Source organism: Streptomyces sp. Ag109_G2-15 (assembly GCF_900215565.1).
Lineage (GTDB): Bacteria > Actinomycetota > Actinomycetes > Streptomycetales > Streptomycetaceae > Streptomyces > Streptomyces diastatochromogenes.
On the sequence record NZ_OCNI01000002.1, the window covers coordinates 1,195,375 to 1,216,316 of the forward strand.

Consider the following 20,942-nt stretch of genomic DNA (forward strand, 5'->3'; position numbering starts at 1 on the left):
GCCGTCACCGGGCGGGCGAGTGCCCGGTCAGGACGGACGGCGGCGCGGCACGGTGAGGTGATAGCCGGAGTCGAGCAGATAGGGCAGATACTCGCGGATCGCGTGGACGCTCTGCGACCGGTCGCCCCCGGCGTCGTGGGAGAGCACCACGACACCGGGGGCGGCGCCGCTCTCGACCCGGTCGACGATGGTGCCGGTGCCGGGTGTCTCCCAGTCGGTGGTGTCGACGGTCCAGGCCATCGGCTCCATGCCCATGTCGGCGCCGAGTTGGAAGGCCGCGCGGTTCCAGGCGCCGTAGGGTGCGCGGAACCACTGGGGGCGCTCCCCGTAGGCGTCCTCGATGACGTCGCTGGTCCGCTCCATCTCGGAGCGGATCTCCCGGCGGTTGAGGGTGGTCAGCAGCGGATGCGTATAGGTGTGGTTGCCGACGATGTGCCCCTCGTCGGCCATCCGGGCCAGCAGTTCCTTGTTGGCGACGGCCATCTCCCCGCACACGAAGAACATCGCCCGTACGTCGTACTCGGCGAGGGTGTCGAGGATGTGCGGGGTGTAGCGGGGGTCGGGTCCGTCGTCGAAGGTCAGCATCATGTGCCGGCCGCGTCCGGAGATCTGCAGGATGGGCTCGTGGCGCACCTTGAGCTTGCGTGGCTCGGCGCGCGGCGGGCCGTATCCGGTGAGCGGCTGGAGGCGGTAGGCGGAGGGCTTGAGCGCCTGCAGTGCGGGTGCGCCGGCGACGGGTGCGGCGATGCGGGCCGCGTCCTCGTCGCCGTCCGCCATGACGATTCCGGCGGTGCCCGCGGCTCCCAGAGCGAAGACCGAGGCGAGAAGCATCCGACGCCGTGTGAACAACTGATCCTTCTGCATGACTCATCACTCGCCCGACGAGCCTTCGGCGCACCACAGCGACACCGGTGCGGCGGCGGTAATGCACTCGGTCGGCGCAGCACGAAGGCCCTTGTGATCCGCCGTCCGGGTTTCTGATAATCGGTCAGTCCACAGGGAAGTGAATGGTGTTGCGGGTGGGGGTCGAGCGGGGTTGGTCGTGCGCGGGGGAACAAGTGGGGTACTGCGCGGGCGGTCGGCGGTGGTGCTGCTGGCCGTCGCCCAGGTACTGGTCGTCTTCGACACGACGGCCTTCGCGGTGGCGCTGCCGTGGATCCAGTCCCGGGCGCGGCTGTCCATCGAGGGGCTGACGTGGCTGCTCACCACGTACAGCGTGTGTTTCGCCGCGCTGCCGGTGCTCGCGGTGGCGCTCGGCGAGGCGTTCGGGCAGCGGCGGGTGCTGATGGGCGGTCTCGTGCTGTCGAGCCTCGCCGGTATGGCGTCCGCGGTGTCGCAGGACGCCGATGTGCTGCTGGCCTCACGGGCGGTACAGGGGGTCGCCGCGGCGGCGATCACGGCCGGTGCGGTGGCGCTGATCGAGTCCACGCATCCCGAGGGCCGTGGCCGTGACCGGGCGCTGAGCGTGCACTTCGCGGTCGTCGCGGCTGCCGGACCGGCGGTGCTGCTGCCGTCCACGGTGCTGCTGGACACCGTGGAGTCGGGTGCGGCCGTCTTCTGGGTCCAGGCCGTCGTCGGCGTACTGCTCCTGCTGCTGGTCCCGCTGACGCTCACCGAGTCCGCGCCCGGCCCCGAGGCCCGGTCCCGGGTGGGCCACGCGGCGGCCGCCGTCGTCCCGCTGGGCTTCCTCGCCTGGTTCGCCGGCTGGCTCGGGGACCACAGCGTGTCCCCGACCACGGTCATCGCCGTCGCGGTGGCCGGTGCGCTGACGCCGTCCTCGCTGAGCCGGCTCGGCCGGCGCGGGGCGGAGCCGTCCCTGTTCACCCGGCTGTACCAGGAGCGGGCCGCGTTCGGCGCGTACACCGTGGTGGCGCTGCTGGCGGCGTGTCTGGCCGGTGCCCCGGTGGTCCTCACGTTGGCCCTTCAGCTCCTGGGCGGTCTCTCCCCCGAGTCGGTGGGCTGGGCCCTGTTGCCCGCCGTCGCCGGGCTGGTGCTGGGCTGTTCGACCCTGCCCGCGCTCGCGGCGCGCGCGGGTCTCGCCGCCACGGTGGCCGTGGCCTGCGGTGTGGCGGCGGCCGGGTTCGTCCTGCTGAACCTGAGGGACGGCGCCTACCACTTCGCCGACGTACTGCTGCCGCTGCTGCTGATCGCCTACGGCTGCGGGGTGCTCGCCCTGCCGGTGAGCTTCGCGCGGTCCGGGAGCGGTGCGCTGCCCCGGGGACTGAACTCCTCCCGGCAGCTGGGCGCCGGCCTCGGCGCGTCCCTGTTCGTCGGGGTCATGACGGTCGCCGAGCATGGACCGTCCGCGTCGCTCAGCGGTCGCAAGGCCTACGAGGCCGTCTTCAGCCGCGCTTTCCGCGACTGCTTCGAACTCGGCGCGGCCCTGTGCCTGGCCGCCGCGGCGGTCGCGCTGCTGACCCTGCCCCGGCAGAGCCTGCGGGCCACCGCCCCGGATCCGGGCGCTAGCGACGGCGCACCAGCGGGAACGGCAGGGTCTCCCGGATCGTCAGGCCCGTGAGGAACATGACGAGCCGGTCGACGCCGATGCCAAGTCCGCCGGTCGGCGGCATCGCGTACTCGAGGGCTTCGAGGAAGTCCTCGTCCAGTTCCATGGCCTCGGGGTCGCCGCCGGCGGCCAGCAGGGACTGCGCGGTGAGCCGGCGCCGCTGTTCGACGGGGTCGGTCAGCTCGGAGTAGGCGGTGCCGAGTTCGGTGCCGAAGGCGACGAGGTCCCAGCGTTCGGCGAGCCGCGGGTCGGTGCGGTGCTGCCGGGTGAGCGGGGAGACCTCGGTCGGGAAGTCCTTGTAGAAGGTGGGCAGCTGGGTCCGTTCCTCGACCAGCCGCTCGTACATCTCCAGGACGACGTCACCGGGGCCGTCGTCGGCGGTGTACGGCACACCGGCCCGGTCGCACAGCCGGTGCAGCCGGAGCAGTTCGGTGCCGGGGCCGATCTCCTCGTCCAGCACCTCGGAGAGCGCCCCGTACACGGTCTTCACCGGCCACGGTCCCGAGATGTCGTACTCCCGGCCGTCCTTGCGGGCGACCGGGGAGCCGAAGGCGGCGGTGGCGGCGCCCTGGATCAGCTCGCGGGTCAGGTCGAGCATCACGTCGTAGTCGGCGTGCGCCTGGTAGGCCTCCAGCATCGTGAACTCGGGGTTGTGCTTGTAGGAGACGCCCTCGTTGCGGAAGGTGCGGCCCAGCTCGAAGACCTTCTCCAGGCCGCCGACGCACAGCCGCTTCAGATACAGCTCGGGGGCGATGCGCAGGTACAGGTCGAGGTCGTAGGCGTTGATGTGGGTGGTGAAGGGCCGGGCGTGGGCGCCGCCGTGGATCTGCTGCAGCATCGGGGTCTCGACCTCCACGAAACCGCGGTCCAGCAGGCCCTGGCGCACTGCCTGTACGGCGGTGGAGCGGGCGCGGATCACCCGGCGGGCGTCGGGGCTGGTGACCAGGTCGAGGTAGCGGCGGCGGACCTTGGTCTCCGGGTCGGCGAGCCCGCGGCGCTTGTCGGGCAGCGGGCGCAGGCACTTTCCGGTCAGCTGCCAGGAGGTGACGAAGACGGTGGGCTCGCCCTTGTCGCTGCGGCCCGCGCGGCCGGTGGCGGTGATGTGGTCGCCGATGTCGGTGTCGGCGCGGAAGCGGTCGAGGACGGCTCCGGAACGGTCGCGGGTGAGGGCGAGCTGGTGGTCCCCGGACCAGTCGCGCAGCGTCACGAAGACGATGCCGCCGAAGTCGCGCACCAGCATGACGCGGCCGGCCACGGTGACGTCCTGGCCCTGCGGGACGTCGGCGAGGGCGTGGGTGGGGGCGGGCACCCCGACCGGGTACGGGTCGGTGCCGGTGGCGCGCAGGCGGTCGAGGGTGCGGTGCCGGACACGGACCTGGTCGGGCAGGCCCGCGTCCGGGGCGGCGGGGCCGGCCTCGCCCCCTCCTTCGAGACCGAGCGCCGTCAGCGGCGGCAGGCCCTCGGTGGTGGCGGGCCGCTGCCCCGTCCTCGGGTGTCCCTTGCCCCAGAGTTTGCGCAGGGACGGTACGGAGACGAATCCCTCGGCGATGCCGGAGGCGAGGCCGATCCGGGCGAGGGAGGCGGTCTCGCCGTAGCAGATGAAGCGCGGGTACCACTCCGGGTGGTACTTGGCGTTGGAGCGGTAGAGGGCCTCCAGCTGCCACCAGCGGGAGAAGAACAGCAGCAGCCGGCGCCAGAGCCGGAGGACGGGTCCGGCGCCGATACGGGCGCCCTCCTCGAAGACGGACCGGAAGACGGCGAAGTTCAGCGAGATCCTGCGCACGCCCAGTTTCGGGGCGGCCGTGCACAGTTCGGCGACCATGAACTCCATGACCCCGTTGGGGGCGGTGCGGTCACGGCGCATCAGGTCCAGGGAGACGCCGTCGCGGCCCCAGGGCACGAGGGAGAGCAGCGCGAGGAGCCGGCCGTCGTCGCTGAGGGCCTCCACGAGGAGGCAGTCGCCGTCGGCGGGGTCGCCCAGCCGGTCCAGGGCCATGGAGAAGCCGCGTTCGGTCTCGGTGTCCCGCCAGGCGTCGGCCTTGTCGACGATCTCCTCCATCTCGTGGTCGGTGAGGCCGGCGTGGCGGCGGATGCGGCAGGTGGCGCCGGTGCGGCGGACGCGGTGCACGGCCTGGCGGGTGACGCGCATGTCCCGGCCGTCCAGGTCGAATCCGGGCATGTGCAGGATGGCCTCGTCGCCGAGCTGGAGGGCGCCGAGTCCGGCGCGGGCGTAGGCGCGGGCGCCGTCCTCGGAGGCGCCCATCACCGCGGGCGCCCAGGCGTGCCGGCGGGCCACCTTCAGCCAGCCCTCGATGGCGTGCGGCCAGGCCTCCGGGTCGCCGACGGGGTCGCCGCTGGCGAGGCACACGCCGGCCTCGACGCGGTAGGTGACGGCGGCCTTGCCGCTGGAGGAGAAGACGACGGCCTTGTCGCGGCGGGTGGCGAAGTAGCCGAGCGAGTCCCGGTCGCCGTAGGCCCTGAGCAGGGCGCGGATGCGGGCCTCCTCGTCGTCGTGCAGGGCCGCTTCCAGGCGCTGTGAGCGGAACAGCGCGGCGGCCGCGTTCAGCAGGGCGAGCGCGCCGAACAGGCCGAGCAGGAAGGTGACCTTGCGGGGCGGGCGGCCGGCGAAGACGCTGTTGGACGCCAGCCCGAAGCACACCCGGTCGGCCGCCCAGGCCAGGTGCTGGCCCTCCGGGAGGGTGCCCGGGAACAGCGAGACCAGCCCCCAGCCGGCCAGGATCGCCACGGCGAGCCCGGCCAGCAGCACGCCGAGGGCCCGCCACACGGCACCGCGGCGGGAGGCGGCGTAGAACTCCTTGCGGGCCGTCACCAGCAGGAGCAGCAGCAGGCCGCACAGCACAAGGGACGGCACCGACTCGGTGTACTGGCCGAGGGCCACGCCGAGGATGTCGCTCACCACGACCAGGCCCAGATAGACGACGACCAGCCACCAGGCGACCTTCTTGCGGGCGCCGGTGGCGGCGGCCAGCAGGAACAGGAAGACCGCGTAGGCGAGGTTGGCGCTGATGGGGACCAGGAGCAGGTCGAGGGTGTGCACGACCGGGCGCAGCAGGAGGCGCAGCGGAGCGAAGAACGCGAGCAGGGCGCACAGCAGGCCGAGCGCGGCGAAGAAGGTCGCGAAGGCCTCGGGCACCCAGCCGAGGCGTCCGGCGGCGGGCGGGCGTACCGGGCCCGTGGCATCCCTCCATGCGGCCGGCCCGGCGATGGCAGTCATGGTTCCGACTCTAGGAAGGGCCCGGCGGGCTCGCCCGTCGAGCGGGCCCGGACGTCGCAGGAAGCGCCGGTTCCGATAGCCTCAGGATGTGACGGAGCAGCACGAAGAGCACGCGCACCAGTTCGAGCGGGGCACGGACGGCCCCAAGGTCATCGTGGTCGGGCTGGACGGCTCCGACTCCTCGATGCGGGCCGCCGCCTACGCGGGTGGTCTGGCCCGGCGCCAGAACGCGCTGCTGGTCGCCGTGTACGTGCAGCCGGTGCTCGCGGCCGGGGCGGCGCTCGGGGCGCCGGTGGCGGAGACGACCGACGCGATCGCCGAGGACCTGATCGCGCAGATCCGGGACGCGACGGAGCGGGTCAAGGGGGTATTCGACCTGCGCTGGGAGTTCCGCACCTTCCGCGGCGACGCCTACAACGGCCTGGTGAAGGCGGCGGACGAGCTGAAGGCGGACGCGGTGGTCGTGGGCGCCTCCGAGCAGGCCGGGCACCGGATCATCGGCTCGGTGGCGGTACGGCTGGTGAAGGCGGGGCGCTGGCCGGTGACGGTCGTTCCGTAGCGCGGGGCGGCGAGGGTACGGGAACCCGGTCGGCCGGGGTCCGTTCGAGGCGCTCGGCAGCGAAGACCGGGCTGATCCACAAGACACCCCCGAGCCCGCCGCCCCCGTGCGTGGCGTCTTCCGTACGGGACCGGGCTGAGCCATCATGATCCGCCGTCAGCCGTTTGCCATCGGCGAAGAGGTGAGGCGTATGGCCAAGCTCCGTATGGGTGAAGGAATTCTCCGTCGCAAACCCATCGAGCACATCGAGGACACCGAAGTCGGCGAGGGCCCCCGGCTGGACAAGTCGCTCGGCCTGTGGCAGCTCACCGCCATCGGCATCGGCGGCATCATCGGCGCGGGCATCTTCACGCTGGCCGGCACGGTGGCCCACGAGACGGCCGGGCCCGCGGTGCTGGTGTCGTTCCTCATCGCCGGTGTGGCGAGCGCCTGCGCGGCGCTGTCGTACGCCGAGTTCGCGGGGCTGATCCCGAAGGCGGGGTCGGCGTACACGTACGGCTACGCGGTGCTCGGCGAGTTCGCGGGCTGGTTCATCGGCTGGGACCTGCTGCTGGAGTACACGGCGATCGTGGCCGTCGTCGCCATCGGCATCTCCGGATACTTCGGCTTCCTGGTCGAGGAGCTGGGCGCGAACCTGCCCGCCTGGATGCTGGGCGCGCCCGGCACCGGGCACGGGCACCGGGTCGACCTGTTCGCGGCCGCGCTGTGTCTGCTGATCGCCTGGCTGCTCACCATGGGCATCCGCACCGCGGCCCGCTTCGAGACGTTCGTGGTCGCACTGAAGGTGCTGGTGGTGCTGCTGGTGATCGGGGTGGGCGTGTTCCACATCAACAGCGCGAACTACCACCCGTTCTTCCCGTTCGGCGTCAGCGGGGCGTTCACCGGTGCGGCGACCGTGTTCTTCGCGGTGTTCGGCTACGACGCCATGTCGACCGCGGCCGAGGAGTCGAAGGACGCGCAGCGGCACATGCCGAAGGCGATCATCTACTCGCTGGCGATCTCGATGGTGCTGTACGTGGCGGCCTGCCTGGTGCTGACCGGCATGCAGCACTACACGGAGATCGACCCGGAGAGCGGCTTCTCGTCGGCGTTCAAGTCGGTGGGGCTGAACAAGCTCGCGGACGTGATCGCGGTGGGCGCGATCATCGGCATCCTCACGGTGATGTTCACGTTCATGCTGGGCGTGACCCGGGTGTGGTTCAGCATGAGCCGGGACGGGCTGCTGCCGATCTGGTTCGCCAAGACGCACCCGACGCGGCACGTGCCGACCCGGGTGACCTGGATCGTCGGGGCGGCCTCGGCCGTCATCGCCGGGTTCCTGCCGATCGGCGAGGCGGCCGAGCTGACCAACATCGGCATTCTGCTGGCGTTCGTGGTGGTGTGCACGGCGGTGATCGTGCTGCGCTACCGGCAGCCGGAGCTGCCGCGCACCTTCCGGACCCCGTGGATGCCGTTCGTGCCCGCGCTGGGTGTCGTCTTCTCGATCTGGCTGATCACGTTCCTGCAGTGGCAGACCTGGGTGCGGTTCGCGGTGTGGTTCGTGATCGGCTGCGTGGTCTACTTCGGCTACTCCTACCGCCGTTCCGCGCTGGCCCGGCCGCGGTCCGCCGAGTGATCACTCCCCCATGACCAACCCGTCGTCGGCGGCCCCGCGGCTGAGGACGACCTCCCGGATGCGGTCGCGCACCCCCTCCAGCTCGGCGCCGTCGGAGATCGCCCGGTTGAGGTCGAGGATTCGGCCGGCGTCGAGGTCGTACATCTGCGGGACGAACTCGGCCTTGGTGACCTGCCAGCGGTCGCCGGGACGGGCGGGCGGGGCGAAGGTGAAGCGGCCGAGGGTGGAGTCGTTGCCGCGCGAGTCCTGCACGCCCTTGTCGTTGTACATCTCGCCGGCGATCTGGTCGCCCATGCCGTAGATCACCCAGGTGCCGTTGACCTTCTCGTAGGCCTGCGGGACATGGGCGTGGGTGCCGAGGATGAGGTCGATGTCCGGGCGGCCGTTCGTCTTCGAGGCGGTCAGCTGCTGGGCGAGGGTGAGCTGCAGCCGGTCGGGGGCGTCCTGCCACTCGGTGCCCCAGTGCACGGAGACGACGACCACGTCGGCGCCCGCCTGCCGGGCGGCGCGGGCGTCGGCGATCATCCGGTCCCGGTCGATCAGGTTGACGGCCCAGGGCTGTCCGGTCGGCAGCGGGATGTCGTTGGTGCCGAAGGTGTACGACAGGTGCGCGACCCGGGCCCCGCCCGCCTGGAGCATCGTGACCGAGCGGGCCTCGTCCTGGGTGCGGGCGGTTCCGGCGTGCCTGAGGCCGGCCCGGTCCATGGCGTCCAGGGTGCGCCGGAGGCCGGCCGCGCCGTCGTCCAGGGCGTGGTCGGACGCGGTGGAGCAGCCGTCGTAGCCGGTCGCGGCCAGGCCCTGGGCGATCTGCGACGGGGACTTGAAGACGGGGTAGCCGCTGTAGTCGCCGTCGGCGCCGTACACGGTCTCCATGTGGCACAGGGCCAGATCGGCACGGCTGACGACGGGCTCGACGCCGGAGAGCATGGGGCGGAAGTCGTAGCCGTTGCCGCCGGCGTCGTAGCCCGCCCGCTCGATGACGGAGCTGTGCGGCAGCACGTCGCCGGAGGCGACGAGGGTGAAGGCGCGGGCGGCGGACGGCGCCGGGCGGCCCGTGCCCGCGGACTCGTGCCGCACCTGGTTCTGACAGGCGGCAGCGGCGGCGAGGAGGCCGGTCAGGGCCAGCGCCACCTGCTTCCTGCGTCCGATCATCAGCTCACCCCGGGATCGTCGTATCTACAGACGTCGTATTTACAGACAAGGTTTTTACGTGCATATGGGTATGAATCAGACCCCCCGCGCAAACAGTCCGGGCGCCCGAATTAGCCCATCCGGCGCCGACCCGCGCGCTCCCGGACCACCGCTCGCCCTACCGTTCGCCGACACGATCGACCGTCCGTCGCAGAGCCGGGTGCGCCCCCTGTCGTCCGCCGGCGCCCTGCGCTGCCATACGGCCATGACGGCCGGAACCTCACTCACCCACGGGACGACGACCGCCGAGCACGAGCTGGCCGCACTCCAGCGCGAGCACGGCGGCTCCCTGTTCGCACTGCTGCTCAGGCTGAGCGACGGGGACCGGCAGCGCGCCGAGGACCTCGTGCAGGAGACCCTGGTGCGCGCCTGGCAGCACCCCGAGGCCCTGCACGCCGACGACTTCGACTCCGTACGGCCCTGGCTGCTGACCGTCGCCCGGCGGCTCGCGATCGACGCGCGGCGGGCCCGGCAGGCGCGGCCGCCCGAGGTCGGCGACGAGGTGCCCGAGAACGCGCGGGTGACCGCCGACCATGCCGAGCGGGCCGCCGAGATGCTCGATGTCCGGGAAGCTGTGAAGACACTCACGCCGGAACACCGTGACGTGCTGATACTCGTGTACTTCCGCGGTGCCAGTGTGGCGGAAGCGGCGCAGACCCTGGGAATTCCACCGGGTACCGTGAAATCCCGCGCGTACTACGCGCTGCGCGCCCTGCGCCGGGTCCTTCCGGGTTACGCGGCCGACCTGCGGTGAAACCGAGGGCTGGGTCAAACCTCGGTAAAGCGCCTTGCTGTGACCCCCGTTCGGGCAATCAGCTGTCCTCATCCGTGTTCCGGACGGGGGCTGCCCGTAGTGGGTCCAGGGTTTCGGGCGACACGCACGCACCGGAGGAAGGCAGGAAGGGATGCTGCACAGAGGGCACGAGAGCACGGACGGCACCGGCGGCGGTGAACTGGCCGTTCCCATGGCCTGGTTGTACGCCGAGTACATCGCCGACGAGCTGCTGCGCACCGGCGACCTGATGCCGCCGACGTCCTTCGAGTTCCGGGCCGGCCGGGACGCGCTGGCGCTGACCGTCTTCCTCTCCGACACCGACGGCGAGCTGTCCGGGATCCGGGTGATCTCGCAGCTGGAGACCTGGCTGTCGCTGACGGCGTACGACCAGCCGTGGCAGGAGTGGGTGCGCGCGCGAATGGCCGAGCTGACGGGCGAGGAGGCCGGGGCCGGCACGCCGTCGCCGGACCTGGCGCTGGCGGCCGAGGCCTGGCGCTGGCTGGAGGAGACCGAACTGCTCGCGCCCGACCTGGACGCGGTGCCGGGCGGCGGCGCGGTGTTCGGCGAGGACGAGGGGCCGAAGGTGTGGACCCCGGCCTGGCGGCTCGGGCTGCCCCTCGGGCATCTGGCCATCCACCTTTTCTGAGCCTTCTCGAATTCGCACCAATCCGCGGGCCGGGCGGCTCCGAATCTCTTGGTCACGATTCGGTGTGCGGCTTGAGTGATTCGGTTGTCCGCTGCGTACGGGTGGGAGCAAGGAGTAACCCCACCCACACCCATAGGCACGAGGATTCGGCATGAGGTCCCTGGAAAGGCATCGCGACGTCGGCGCGTACGCGCTCGGCGTGCTGGACGAGGCGGAGGCCTTCCGCTTCGAGGACCACCTCATGGAGTGCCCTCAGTGCGCGGCACAGGTGACCGAATTTGGTCCCACGGCACGGCAGTTGATGCTGTACCGCCGCTCCACGCCGCGCTTCGTGCACCCCATGGCCCAGCCCGGCCCCCGACTGCTCGACCGGCTGATGGGCGAACTGGCACACCGGCACCGGGCACGGCGCCGCCGCTTCCTGTACGGCCTCGCCGCCTCGGTGGTGCTGGCCGTCGCCGGATCGGGGCTCATGGTCTACGCCGGGCACGATCAGCCCGACGCGCAGGTCACCGCGGCGACCGACCCGAGCACCGGGGTGTGGGCGCAGGTCACCACCGAGGACGGGTACTCCGGCAGCCGGATGCGGCTGGAGGTGAAGGACGCCTCCGGACCGCACTCCTGCCGGCTCGTCGTCATCGGCCGCGACGGCTCGGAGCAGGTCGTCAGCGGCTGGACCGTGGCCGACCACGACACCGGGACGACCACGACCATGGCCGGCTCCACCATGCATCCGGACGAGATCGCCCGCTACGAGGTGCGCACCGCGGACGGACAGCGGCTGGTGTCGGTCGACGCCGACTGAACACCTCGTTGAAGCGGCAATCACGTTGCGCGGCAACGGATTTGCTGTCGCGCGGCCCTGGGCAGAGACTGTAGACGAAGACGTGGAGCCACCGACGGAACGCTCCACGCCGCCCCCTCAGAGCACGACCGAAGGGGCTGATCCGGTGGAGAACCAACTGCTGATCCGTCTCTCCGAGGAGGGAACGGAACCCGAGCACGTGGCGGAGCTCACCGGCTATCTGCGTGAGGAACTGCTCCCACTCGACGTGGACGACGTCAGGTCCGTCCCCGCCGGAGAGATCCCGCCCGGGGCAAGGGCCGTGGACGCCGCTCTGGTCGGCACCCTGCTGGTGAGTCTCGGCAGATCCCTCGCCGGGCTGGGCCAGGTGGCGAGCGTTCTCCGTGACTGGCTGGGCCGCAGCCGTGGCCGGGACACCCGCCCGTCGCTGACCCTCACGCTGGACGGGGACACCCTGGAGATCTCCGCGGCGACGGACGAGCAGGTGGAACACCTGCTGAAGACGTTCGTCGCGAAGCATTCCGCGGCGGGGACCTAATCATGGGCGCGTCCCGGCACGCCCTGATCATCGCCAACGACGCGTACGAGGACGAGGGTCTCAGGGAGCTGAGAGCGCCCGAGCACGATGCCGACGCCCTCTGCGGAGTCCTGCGCAATCCACAGATCGGCGACTTCGAGGTGGACGTCCTGAGAAACGCGTCGGCCCAGGCCATGCGAGACCGCATCGAAAGCTTCTTCAACCACCGCCGGCGTGACGACACGCTGGTGCTGCATTTCTCCTGCCACGGGATCAAGGCCGAGTCCGGCAAGTTGTACTTCGCCGCCAGCGACACCCGGCCGCAGCTGCTCAGAGCCACCGGGGTCCCGGCCGAGTACGTCCACGAGTGCATGTCCGACACCCGGGCGGGCAAGACCGTGCTGCTCCTGGACTGCTGCTATGGAGGCGCCTTCTCCAAGGGCGCGTCCGCAAAGGCCTCCCGGGACATGAACGTCCTCGACGCCTTCGCGGGCGACAAGCCGGGCGGGGGGCGGGGCTGGGCCGTCATCACGGCGTCCACCTCCATGGAGTACGCCTTCGAGGGCGCCGAACTGACCGCCGACGGGACCGCCGCTCCGTCGGTGTTCACCCATGCTGTGGTGGAAGGCCTGACGACCGGCGACGCCGACCTCGACGAGGACGGTGAGATCTCCCTCGACGACCTGTACGACTACGTCTACGAGCACGTGCGGGACGCGAACCCGAACCAGACCCCGAGCAAGTACGTCGAGATGCAGGGGACCATAGAGCTGGCGCACGGCCGGCACCGCACGATCAGGATCGAGGCCGATCCCGTTCCGCGTCCCGTGCAGGAGGCCCTCCGCAGCAGGAACGACTTCACCCGCCGCGGCGCCGTCCGAGAGCTGCGCTCCCGCATGAAGAGCCAGAATCTCCGTATAGCCGAGGGGGCGCGCCAGGCCCTGGAGGCCGTGGCCCGCGACGACACCGTGCAGGTCGCCTACGAGGCGCAGCACGCCTTGAACGACGCCCGCCTCACGCCCTCCCCGGCTCGCCTGGACTTCGGCCGGGTGCCCCGGGGTGCCGCCGTGCCGCGACAGACCGTCACGCTGGAGGGCATCCCGTTGGCCCGCCATTGCGTCGCCCACGCCACGGGCAAGTGGCTGCAGGTCGAGGAGTCCGCGGACGGCCTTGCCGTCGGTGTCGACACGTCCGCCGTGGGACGTCTGGCCGGCGACATCGCGCTGAAGGGTGTCGCCGGCGACGCCGTGGTCCATGTCGAGGCCGAGGTACTGCCGCCGCCGCCCGACCAGCCCCCCGCCCCCCAGTCCGTCGGCGGCCGGCAGAAGGGGCCGAGCGTCACACACCGGCCCGCGTCCAGGCCCCTGCGTGCGCCCGCACTGGCGGCGGTCGCGCTGGCCCTCGCCGTCGCCTCGGTGCTCATGTTGGTCAAGGCAGTCGTGGCGGCGGTAAATGCCGGGCAAGAGCGGTTGCAAGCACATAGAAAGCAGGAAATCGAGCAATTCGAGCACTGGGCCCACGCCTACGGAATGCTCACCCCCCTCATCATCTCCCTGATCACCTCAGTGGCGGCGCTGGCCCTCGGTGCCCTCGCCCGGCAGGAACTGCACACGCGGCGCCGTCGCTACACGCAAGGAGCGAAGACCGTCACGCGCGCCCTGGTGTCGGCAGCGAGGCTCTGCGCGGTCCCGGTCGTCGTCCTGGCCGCGATGATGAGCATCGCCTACCCCATCGTGAGCGCCCACTGGTGAGTACCCGAACTACTTCAGCAGCCGCGACATCCTGCGATCAGCCAGCGGCTTCCCACCCGTCTGGCAGGTCGGGCAGTACTGGAGCGAGGAGTCGCTGAAGGAGACCTCGCGGATGGTGTCGCCGCAGACCGGGCAGGGTTCGCCGGTGCGGCCGTGGACGCGCAGGCCGGTCTTCTTCTCCGCCTTCAGGTGTCCCGCGGCAAGGCCCCGGGAGCGTTCGACCGCCTCGGTGAGGGTGGTGCGCAGGGCCGCGTAGAGCCGTTCCGTCTCCTCCGCGGTGAGGGACGCGGCGAGTTTGAACGGGGACATCTTCGCCGCGTGCAGGATCTCGTCGCTGTACGCGTTGCCGACCCCGGCGATCAGGCTCTGGTCGCGCAGGGCTCCCTTGATCTGGCGCCGCTCGTCCTTCAGCAGGGCGGCGAAGCGGTCCTCGTCGAAGTCGGCGGCGAGCGGGTCCGGGCCGAGGCGGGCCACGCCGGGCACGTCCCGCGGGTCGTGGACGATGTACACGGCGAGCTTCTTCTGGGTGCCGGCCTCGGTGAGGTCGAAGCCCGCGCCGGTCTCCAGGGCGGCCCGCAGGGCGAGGGGGCCCTTTCCGGGGCGCGGCAGGCCGTCCGGGAGCCGGTCCTTCCACTGCAGCCAGCCCGCGCGGGCCAGATGGGTGACGAAGTGCAGGCCGGTGCCGCCCTCGATGTCGAGGAACTTCCCGTGCCGGTGCACGGCGACGACCTCGCTGCCCTCGAACGCGCCGACCGGAGGGTCGTACGTCTTCAGGACGCTGATCGCGACGGGCAGCACCCGTACGACGTCATGGCCGACCAGGTTCTCGGTCAGGAAGTCCTTGAGGGCTTCCACCTCGGGGAGTTCCGGCATACGTCCAGAGTGCCATCCGGGGCCCCTGTGGTCAGGTGTGCTCGTACACCAGGAACTCGCACCACACGCACTTGCCGCCGCCGCGCGCCTCCACTCCCCACACGTCGGCGAGCCGGTCGACGAGGAGCAGTCCGCGCCCGGAGACTCCGTCCTCCCCGGCGTCGCGGCGGCGCGGCAGGGCGCTGGAGGAGTCCTCGACCTCGACGCGCAGCCGGCGGCCGCTGCCTTCGAGGACCCGCAGGGTGACGATCGCGGAGCCCTCGGTGTGGATCAGGGCGTTGGTGACGAGTTCGTCGGCGACCAGCTCGACCTCGTCGGCCCGGTCCTCGGCGCCCCAGGAGCGGACCGCGGCGCGGATCAGGTGCCGGGCGTGGGTCAGGGCCTCGGGGTCGCCGGGGGCCACGTGCTGCTGGAGCCGGCCGCCGGACCGCGGGGCCTCCGGGACGCGGCGGCGCAGCAGGAGCAGGGCCACGTCGTCGTCGCCGCCCCGCTCCTCGGCCACCTCGATCAGCCGGGCGGCGAGGTCGCGCACGTCGTCCGGGCCCTTGGCGACGAGGGTCGTCAGGGCCTCCAGTCCGTCGTCGAGGTCGGATCCCGGCTGTTCGACCAGCCCGTCGGTGCACAGCAGCAGGGTGTGGCCGGGGTCGAGTTCGAGGGTGGAGACGGGGTACTCCAGACGGCCGAACTCGGCGGAGAGGCCGAGCGGCAGCCCGCCCTCGACCGGGACCCGGTGGCAGCTGCCGTCGGCGTGCCGGACCAGCGGGTCGATATGGCCGGCCCGGACCACCTGGACGACCCCGGTGGACAGGTCGGCCTCCGCGTACAGACAGGTGGCGAAGCGGTCGGTGTCGAGTTCGTGCAGGAACACGGAGGCGCGGGCCATCACGGTGGCCGGGGTGTGCCCCTCGGCGGCGTAGGCGCGCAGCACGATCCGCAGCTGGCCCATCACGGCCGCCGCGTGGGTGTCGTGGCCCTGTACGTCGCCGATGACCGCGCCGACCCGGCCGCCGGGCAGCGGGATCAGGTCGTACCAGTCGCCGCCGATGTCCCGGCCGAGGGTGCCCCCGACGGTGGCGGCGCGGTAGCGGACGGCGACGTCGGCGCCGCGCACGCTCGGGATGGTGCGGGGCAGCATCGCCTGCTGGAGGCCCTGCGCGAGGTCCTTCTCCTGCTCGTAGAGCATGGCCCGCTGCAGGCTCTGGGCGATGCTGCTGCCGAGGGCGACGAGCACGTTGCGCTCCTCCGCCGAGAAGCCGCTGCGGTCGTCGTAGAGCAGGCCCATCGCGCCGATCGGGCGGGCCTGGGCGATCAGCGGCAGATAGGCGGCGGAGGTGATGTGCATGTCCGTGATGTGCGGCCACAGGATGGGAAAGCGCTCGGCGAACTCGTCCGGGGACTCGATGAAGCACGGGCTGAGGGTGCGCACCGCCTCGCCCATCGGATAGGGCTCGTCGATCCGGGTGATGCGGGTGCCGGGCACGTAGGTGCCCGCGGGGCCCTCCGCGACCAGCCGGATGCGGCCGGCCTCGACCAGGCCGAGGACCAGGCTGGTGGAGCCGAGGAGGGTCAGGCCCTGGGCGTCCGTGACGACGTCGATGACGTCCTGGACGGTACGGGCGTGGGCGAGGGCGGCCGTGGCGATCTGGACGACGTTGGTCTGGTCGCGCCGGGCGGCGGCCTGGGCGGCCGCGTCCTTGCGGACCGCGCGTTCGCTCAGTTCCTCGGTGGCGTCCCGGACGATCCCGATGATCCGGCGCGGGCGGCCGGTCTCGTCACGTCGTATGTAGCCCTGGGTGTGGGTCCAGCGCAGGGTGCCGTCGCGGCGCCTCACGCGGAAGTACGCGCCGTAGTTCTCCCGGCCGTCCTTGATGGCCTGGGCCACCAGGAGGTCGATGCGGTGGCTCTCCGCGGCGGGCACCCGTACGGACAGGCTCTCGGGGCGACCGTCGTACTCGTCGGGGCGCAGGTCGAAGATCGCGTGCGCCTGCGCGTCCATGCTGAAAAGACCGGTGTCCAGGTCCCAGTCGAAGCTGCCCATGCGGTTGAGCGCCAGGATCGGATCCGGGTGGGCGGGCCAGTCCTCCGGAAGTGACAGGGCACTCGCTGCCCGATCAGCCATGGGGCCACCTTGCCAGGGTTTGTCGGATTCTTCGACTGCTGGGTTTCGACTGCGCCGGTTACGCGAGGGAAGGGGCGCGGTACCTGGAGTGACGGGCACCGCTGGGGCACCATCGTCGCTGCGGCCACAATGGAGGCAGGAGCACAGCGCCGTGGACTGGTTCACCGCACCCGACTACTGGCTGAGCCGGCTGGTCTTCCAGCGGGCCCTGGCCGGTCTGTACCTCGTCGCGTTCCTGACGGCCGCCCTGCAGTTCCGGGCCCTGCTGGGCGAGCGCGGCATGCTGCCGATCCCCCGGTACACGGCCCGGATCCCCTTCGGACGGGCTCCGAGCCTGTTCCAGCTGCACTACTCGGACCGCTTCTTCGCGGCCTGCGCCTGGGCGGGCTGCGCGGTGTCGGCGGCACTGCTGGCCGGCGCGGACTCGCTGCTGCCGCTGTGGAGCGGCATCCTGCTGTGGCTGGTGCCGTGGGCGCTGTACCTGTCGATCGTCAACGTGGGTCAGACCTGGTACGCGTTCGGCTGGGAGTCGCTGCTGCTGGAGGTCGGCTTCCTGGCCGCCTTCCTCGGCAACGACGAGGTCGCGCCGCCGATCGTCGTGCTGTTCCTGCTGCGCTGGATCCTGTTCCGGGTCGAGTTCGGGGCGGGTCTGATCAAGATGCGCGGGGACGCCTGCTGGCGGAAGCTGACCTGCCTCTACTACCACCACGAGACCCAGCCGATGCCCGGACCGCTGAGCTGGTTCTTCCACCATCTCCCGCAGCCGCTGCACCGGGTCGAGGTCGCCGCGAACCACGTCACCCAACTGGTCGTGCCGGTCCTGCTGTTCACCCCCCAGCCGATCGCCTCGGCCGCCGCCGCCCTGATGATCGCCACCCAGCTGTGGCTGGTGCTGTCGGGCAACTTCTCCTGGCTGAACTGGATCACCATCGTGCTGGCGCTCTCCGCGCTGCGGTTCCCGACGACGGCGCCGTCCGTGCCGTCGGCGCCGCTCTGGTACGAGGTCGTGGTGCTCGCGGTCGCCGCGCTGCTGGTCTGCCTGAGCTACCACCCGGTGACGAACATGATCTCCCGGCGCCAGGTCATGAACCGCTCCTTCGACCCGCTGCACCTGGTGAACACCTACGGCGCGTTCGGCAGCGTCAGCCGGATCCGCCACGAGGTGGTGGTCGAGGGCACGCTGGACGACCTGCCGCGGGAGGACTCGGAGTGGCGGGAGTACGAGTTCAAGGGCAAGCCCGGCGATCCCCGGCACTGGCCACGCCAGTTCGCGCCCTACCATCTGCGCCTGGACTGGCTGATGTGGTTCGCCGCGCTGTCCCCCGCCTACGCCGGCGAATGGTTCGGCGGCCTGGTGGAACGCCTCCTGGAGAACGACCGCGCCACCCTGAAACTGCTCCGCCGCTCCCCCTTCCCACCGGACACCCCGCCCCGCTACATCCGCGCCCGCCTCTTCCGCTACCGCTACACCACCTGGCGCGAGCTGCGGGAGACGGGGGCGTGCTGGGAGCGGGTGTATGTGCGGGAGTGGCTGCCGCCGACGCGGCTGGCGTATGTGGCCGACCGGATGTGAGCGGCTACCGGGACGCCGTGCTCGCCGGCGGGTTGCCCTGAGGTGTCTGGGGCGGCTGCACGAGGTTCGTCACGAAGGGCTGCAAGCCTGCGAGGAGCAGTGCCGCCACGCCGGTGGCGAGGGCGGCGGCCACCGCGGAGAACCAGGCCGCCAGCGAGCCGAGGTTGTGCACGTCGGCGAGGCGTGCCCAGTGGTAACGGTGCCGGGCGAGGGTGTCGCTGTCCGCGAGCAGGCCGAGGCTGAGGCAGAACGCGAGGAGCTGGACGACGGAGAGAGTCCCTCCGGGCCACACGGATCCGTGGTGCGGCACCAGTACGGCGTCCAGCACGGTCGGCGCGGCGGCCGCCGCGGCCAGCCGCAGCGCCTTGGCCAGGCCGCTCTCCCCTGCCACCAGCGGGAAGAAGTACCCGAACAGCAGGCCCAGGCCCGCCCAGCGCAGGGTGGCGGGCAGCAGCGCTCCAGCGGCGGACAGCAGGGGATAGAACTCGTGCGGCGGCAGGTGCGCGGTGCCCGCGAGGTCGAGGGCCGTCCACGGCAGCCCGATGAGCAGGCCCCAGCGTGCGCCCCAGAGTCCTCGCTGCCAGGGGCGCCGGCTGGTGAAGCCGCCCAGGGCACGCTGACGGGTGGTGGTGGCGGATCCCGTCGGGGTGCCCTCGCGGTCGCGGGCGGCGGCGAGTTCAAGCCGGCGTACGGCCAGCTGCTGTGTGACGAGGCTGCCGCCGTCCTCCGCCGTCTTCTCACGCAGAGCCCGACCGGTGGCGGACAGCTGCCGGCGAGCGGCACCGGCCATTACCGTGCGCGCCAGGGATCCGCGCTGCTCGGCGGAGTTCTGGGACAGCACCGCCGCGGCTGGGGCGACCTGGTCGCGCGGGAGCAGGAACAGCGCGCCGAGCAGCGCGGCGAGCAGGGACCACACGCTGAGCCCGCGGTAGAAGGAGTAGCTGCCGGAGAGCACGATCAGCGTTGCGGCGACGCCCAGCGAACGCAGGCCCCGCAGCCCGTCCTCCGTGACCACCGGTGAGCGGCCGAGCCTGCGCAGGGTGAGGACGGCCGCCCCAGCCAGGAAGCAGGCGAGCAGCCCGTCGGCTTCCTGGGCCAGCGTGGTGACCTGATCCCAGCCCGGATAGCTGTCACCCAGCAGGTGCCACGGCACGGACAGGGCCACGGCCACCGGAGCCAGCCACGCGAGGGTGCGCCGTCCCATGGGCCGGCCTGTCACGGCTCGGTGGCCGAGGGCCGTCAGGGACAGCAGGCCCGTGGCCCCGGTGACGAGCAACGGCACCCAGCGCAGCGCCCAGGGCAGGTATCCGTAGTAGTCGTAGACGACCGCCAGGCCGGTCAGGACGAGCGCGGTGGCGAGGGCCGCGCCCAGGGACGGTGGCGCAGAGCCGTCGTCGTGGCGGAGTGTCCGCAGCAGCAGGTGGGCGGTCGAGGCGAGCGCCGTCAGCAGCAGGAAGGCACCGCCGTAGAGAGCCAGGGCGGCGAGGAGGATGTCATGCGTGGGCGGGGTGAGGGAGGGGCCTGCCGCGGCGAGCAGGACGGCTCCGGCGCACAGCGCCGCGACGGCCACCAGCCCCCAGCCATGGCCGAGGACCCGTCCGTTGCCGCCGCCCGCCGGCCGTGCCCGCCCGGCTCGGCGCACCGCCGTGGGCAGCAGCGTCAGCGTTGCGGCGGCGAGCAGGATGCACGTGCCGCCCAGGCCGATGCTCAGGGCCGGCTGCCAGGGCACCCGGCGCGAGACGACTCGGCCGAACGCGGCGTCGCCTGCGAAGGCGTTGTTCAGGGTGTAGTCGTTGCCTGCGAACGCCGCCGCCGCGCACACACTGACGTGGATGGCGAGGACCAGGCCCACGAGACGGACGTACCGCGTCCACGCGGGCCGGGCGCCCAGGCCGTCGCCGAACGCCCCGGTGCGGGCGGCGAGCCAGAGCAGCAGCCAGGGTGCCGAGCCGAGCAGCAGCACGGCCCAGTTGCCCGCGCTCTCCAGCACGGCACGCCCGATCGCCTCCACGCGCCGCAGCCAGGTGGGGGGCGCCGGGTTCTCCTCGACGGCATACTCCGAGGCCCGCTCGGCAGAGCCCAGGGTGACGGTCCAGGCGCCTGCGGCGACCGGCAGGCGGGCCGTCACCTTCGCCGTGTCGATCCGAGCCCCCGCGGGCAAGTGGGAAGCGACGACCACGCGATCCTCGGCGGTCAGCGTGAGCGACGTCGCGAAAGGGGCGGGCCGCAGCGACAGCTTCACCGAGGGCGCCGACCGCAGCCTGGAGCGGAGGTACGAGGGCACGCGTGCCGAGGTGGTGACGACGACGTGGTCGCGGTCCTTGCCGGGACTCAAGGTGGGTACGTCCCACATCGGATACACGTCGCCGAATCTCACCTCGCCCACGACGGCGTTGCCGAAGTCCTCGGGGCGGTGCACGGCGTGTCCCGCGCGGACTGCGTCGGCCACGGCACTGTGGGCGGGCAAGGTCAGGCGGACCTCGGCCCGGGGCAGCCGGTCACGCTCCTCCATGGTGAGGTCGAGGGACACCGCGTCTGGCGCGGCGAGGCTGCGGTCCCCCAGCGCCCCGGCCCACACGCAGAAGTCGTCGCGCGGATATTCCGCGATCCATCTGCCGACCGGCTCGCCGCACGGCCCTGACCGGAGCGTCGGCGAGGCCATCTGCACCACGTCGAGGGTCAGCGCCGCGATCACGGCCAGCAGCAGAAGTCCGACGAGCGCGCTCCCCCTACGCACCGCCGACCGTACAACGCACCCCACAGTCACCCATCCCCCC

Annotated in this window: 15 protein-coding genes; 9 read left to right on the forward strand and 6 right to left on the reverse strand. The window is 71.9% G+C overall.

Annotated features, from left to right (window positions below; translation table 11 throughout):
* Positions 1-27: 27 nt before the first annotated feature.
* On the reverse strand, positions 28-864 hold the full coding sequence (locus tag CRP49_RS41805) for a polysaccharide deacetylase family protein (RefSeq protein WP_097258577.1): 837 nt from the start codon (positions 862-864) through the stop codon (positions 28-30).
* A 178-nt stretch (positions 865-1,042) separates the two neighbouring features.
* Here CRP49_RS41805 and CRP49_RS41810 point away from each other — a divergent pair, with 178 nt between their 5' ends.
* Positions 1,043-2,518 carry an MFS transporter gene (locus CRP49_RS41810; protein ID WP_179852018.1) on the forward strand — a complete coding sequence of 492 codons (1,476 nt, stop codon included), beginning with the start codon at positions 1,043-1,045 and terminating at the stop codon, positions 2,516-2,518.
* Here the strand turns inward: CRP49_RS41810 and lysX are convergent.
* Positions 2,463-5,741 (reverse strand): bifunctional lysylphosphatidylglycerol synthetase/lysine--tRNA ligase LysX, encoded by a 3,279-nt coding sequence (lysX, locus tag CRP49_RS41815; protein ID WP_097258579.1) that lies wholly within the window; start codon positions 5,739-5,741, stop codon positions 2,463-2,465. The two genes, CRP49_RS41810 and lysX, sit on opposite strands and share 56 nt — an antisense overlap.
* An 88-nt stretch (positions 5,742-5,829) precedes the next feature.
* On the opposite strand from lysX, the gene CRP49_RS41820 reads away from it, so the two are divergent.
* Together CRP49_RS41820 and CRP49_RS41825 are read left to right on the forward strand one after the other, a co-directional pair.
* Positions 5,830-6,300 (forward strand): universal stress protein, encoded by a 471-nt coding sequence (locus CRP49_RS41820; RefSeq protein ID WP_097258580.1) that lies wholly within the window; start codon positions 5,830-5,832, stop codon positions 6,298-6,300.
* 190 nt (positions 6,301-6,490) lie between these two features.
* Positions 6,491-7,915 (forward strand): amino acid permease, encoded by a 1,425-nt coding sequence (locus CRP49_RS41825; RefSeq protein ID WP_097258581.1) that lies wholly within the window; start codon positions 6,491-6,493, stop codon positions 7,913-7,915.
* Here CRP49_RS41825 and CRP49_RS41830 read toward each other — a convergent pair whose 3' ends face one another.
* On the reverse strand, positions 7,916-9,067 hold the full coding sequence (locus CRP49_RS41830; protein WP_097258582.1) for a CapA family protein: 1,152 nt from the start codon (positions 9,065-9,067) through the stop codon (positions 7,916-7,918).
* Between the two features lie 244 nt (positions 9,068-9,311).
* On the opposite strand from CRP49_RS41830, the gene CRP49_RS41835 reads away from it, so the two are divergent.
* From CRP49_RS41835 to CRP49_RS41855, 5 genes are all read left to right on the forward strand, one after another.
* Positions 9,312-9,860, forward strand: a complete 549-nt coding sequence (locus tag CRP49_RS41835) for a sigma-70 family RNA polymerase sigma factor (RefSeq protein WP_097259314.1) — start codon at positions 9,312-9,314, stop codon at positions 9,858-9,860.
* 151 nt (positions 9,861-10,011) lie between these two features.
* Entirely contained in the window at positions 10,012-10,527 is a 516-nt protein-coding gene (locus CRP49_RS41840; RefSeq protein ID WP_097258583.1) for a hypothetical protein, read from the forward strand.
* 151 nt (positions 10,528-10,678) lie between these two features.
* Positions 10,679-11,332: a zf-HC2 domain-containing protein gene (locus CRP49_RS41845; protein WP_097258584.1), complete on the forward strand. Its 654-nt coding sequence runs from the start codon at positions 10,679-10,681 to the stop codon at positions 11,330-11,332.
* Positions 11,333-11,477: 145 nt separating this feature from the next.
* Positions 11,478-11,870 carry a hypothetical protein gene (locus CRP49_RS41850; RefSeq protein ID WP_097258585.1) on the forward strand — a complete coding sequence of 131 codons (393 nt, stop codon included), beginning with the start codon at positions 11,478-11,480 and terminating at the stop codon, positions 11,868-11,870.
* Positions 11,871-11,872: 2 nt separating this feature from the next.
* Positions 11,873-13,600 carry a caspase family protein gene (locus CRP49_RS41855; protein WP_097258586.1) on the forward strand — a complete coding sequence of 576 codons (1,728 nt, stop codon included), beginning with the start codon at positions 11,873-11,875 and terminating at the stop codon, positions 13,598-13,600.
* A 9-nt stretch (positions 13,601-13,609) separates the two neighbouring features.
* Here CRP49_RS41855 and CRP49_RS41860 read toward each other — a convergent pair whose 3' ends face one another.
* Both CRP49_RS41860 and CRP49_RS41865 read right to left on the reverse strand, forming a co-directional pair.
* A complete protein-coding gene (locus tag CRP49_RS41860) occupies positions 13,610-14,473 on the reverse strand; it encodes an Fpg/Nei family DNA glycosylase (protein ID WP_097258587.1) in 864 nt (287 codons plus the stop codon).
* 31 nt (positions 14,474-14,504) lie between these two features.
* Positions 14,505-16,592: a SpoIIE family protein phosphatase gene (locus tag CRP49_RS41865; RefSeq protein ID WP_097258588.1), complete on the reverse strand. Its 2,088-nt coding sequence runs from the start codon at positions 16,590-16,592 to the stop codon at positions 14,505-14,507.
* A gap of 151 nt (positions 16,593-16,743) precedes the next feature.
* Between CRP49_RS41865 and CRP49_RS41870 the strand changes: the two genes are divergently transcribed.
* A complete protein-coding gene (locus tag CRP49_RS41870) occupies positions 16,744-18,165 on the forward strand; it encodes a lipase maturation factor family protein (protein ID WP_097258589.1) in 1,422 nt (473 codons plus the stop codon).
* Between the two features lie 4 nt (positions 18,166-18,169).
* On the opposite strand, the gene CRP49_RS41875 is transcribed toward CRP49_RS41870, so the two are convergent.
* Positions 18,170-20,902 carry a hypothetical protein gene (locus tag CRP49_RS41875; protein WP_143670100.1) on the reverse strand — a complete coding sequence of 911 codons (2,733 nt, stop codon included), beginning with the start codon at positions 20,900-20,902 and terminating at the stop codon, positions 18,170-18,172.
* Positions 20,903-20,942: the final 40 nt, after the last annotated feature.

Bases quoted from the DNA above. Each gene is read 5' to 3' on its own strand.
- CRP49_RS41835 (WP_097259314.1), top strand. From the start codon at position 9,312: ATGACGGCCGGAACCTCACTCACCCACGGGACGACGACCGCCGAGCAC.
- lysX (WP_097258579.1), bottom strand. From the start codon at position 5,741: ATGACTGCCATCGCCGGGCCGGCCGCATGGAGGGATGCCACGGGCCCG.
- CRP49_RS41860 (WP_097258587.1), bottom strand. From the start codon at position 14,473: ATGCCGGAACTCCCCGAGGTGGAAGCCCTCAAGGACTTCCTGACCGAG.
- CRP49_RS41855 (WP_097258586.1), top strand. From the start codon at position 11,873: ATGGGCGCGTCCCGGCACGCCCTGATCATCGCCAACGACGCGTACGAG.
- CRP49_RS41830 (WP_097258582.1), bottom strand. From the start codon at position 9,067: ATGATCGGACGCAGGAAGCAGGTGGCGCTGGCCCTGACCGGCCTCCTC.
- CRP49_RS41840 (WP_097258583.1), top strand. From the start codon at position 10,012: ATGCTGCACAGAGGGCACGAGAGCACGGACGGCACCGGCGGCGGTGAA.
- CRP49_RS41845 (WP_097258584.1), top strand. From the start codon at position 10,679: ATGAGGTCCCTGGAAAGGCATCGCGACGTCGGCGCGTACGCGCTCGGC.
- CRP49_RS41865 (WP_097258588.1), bottom strand. From the start codon at position 16,592: ATGGCTGATCGGGCAGCGAGTGCCCTGTCACTTCCGGAGGACTGGCCC.
- CRP49_RS41825 (WP_097258581.1), top strand. From the start codon at position 6,491: ATGGCCAAGCTCCGTATGGGTGAAGGAATTCTCCGTCGCAAACCCATC.
- CRP49_RS41805 (WP_097258577.1), bottom strand. From the start codon at position 864: ATGCAGAAGGATCAGTTGTTCACACGGCGTCGGATGCTTCTCGCCTCG.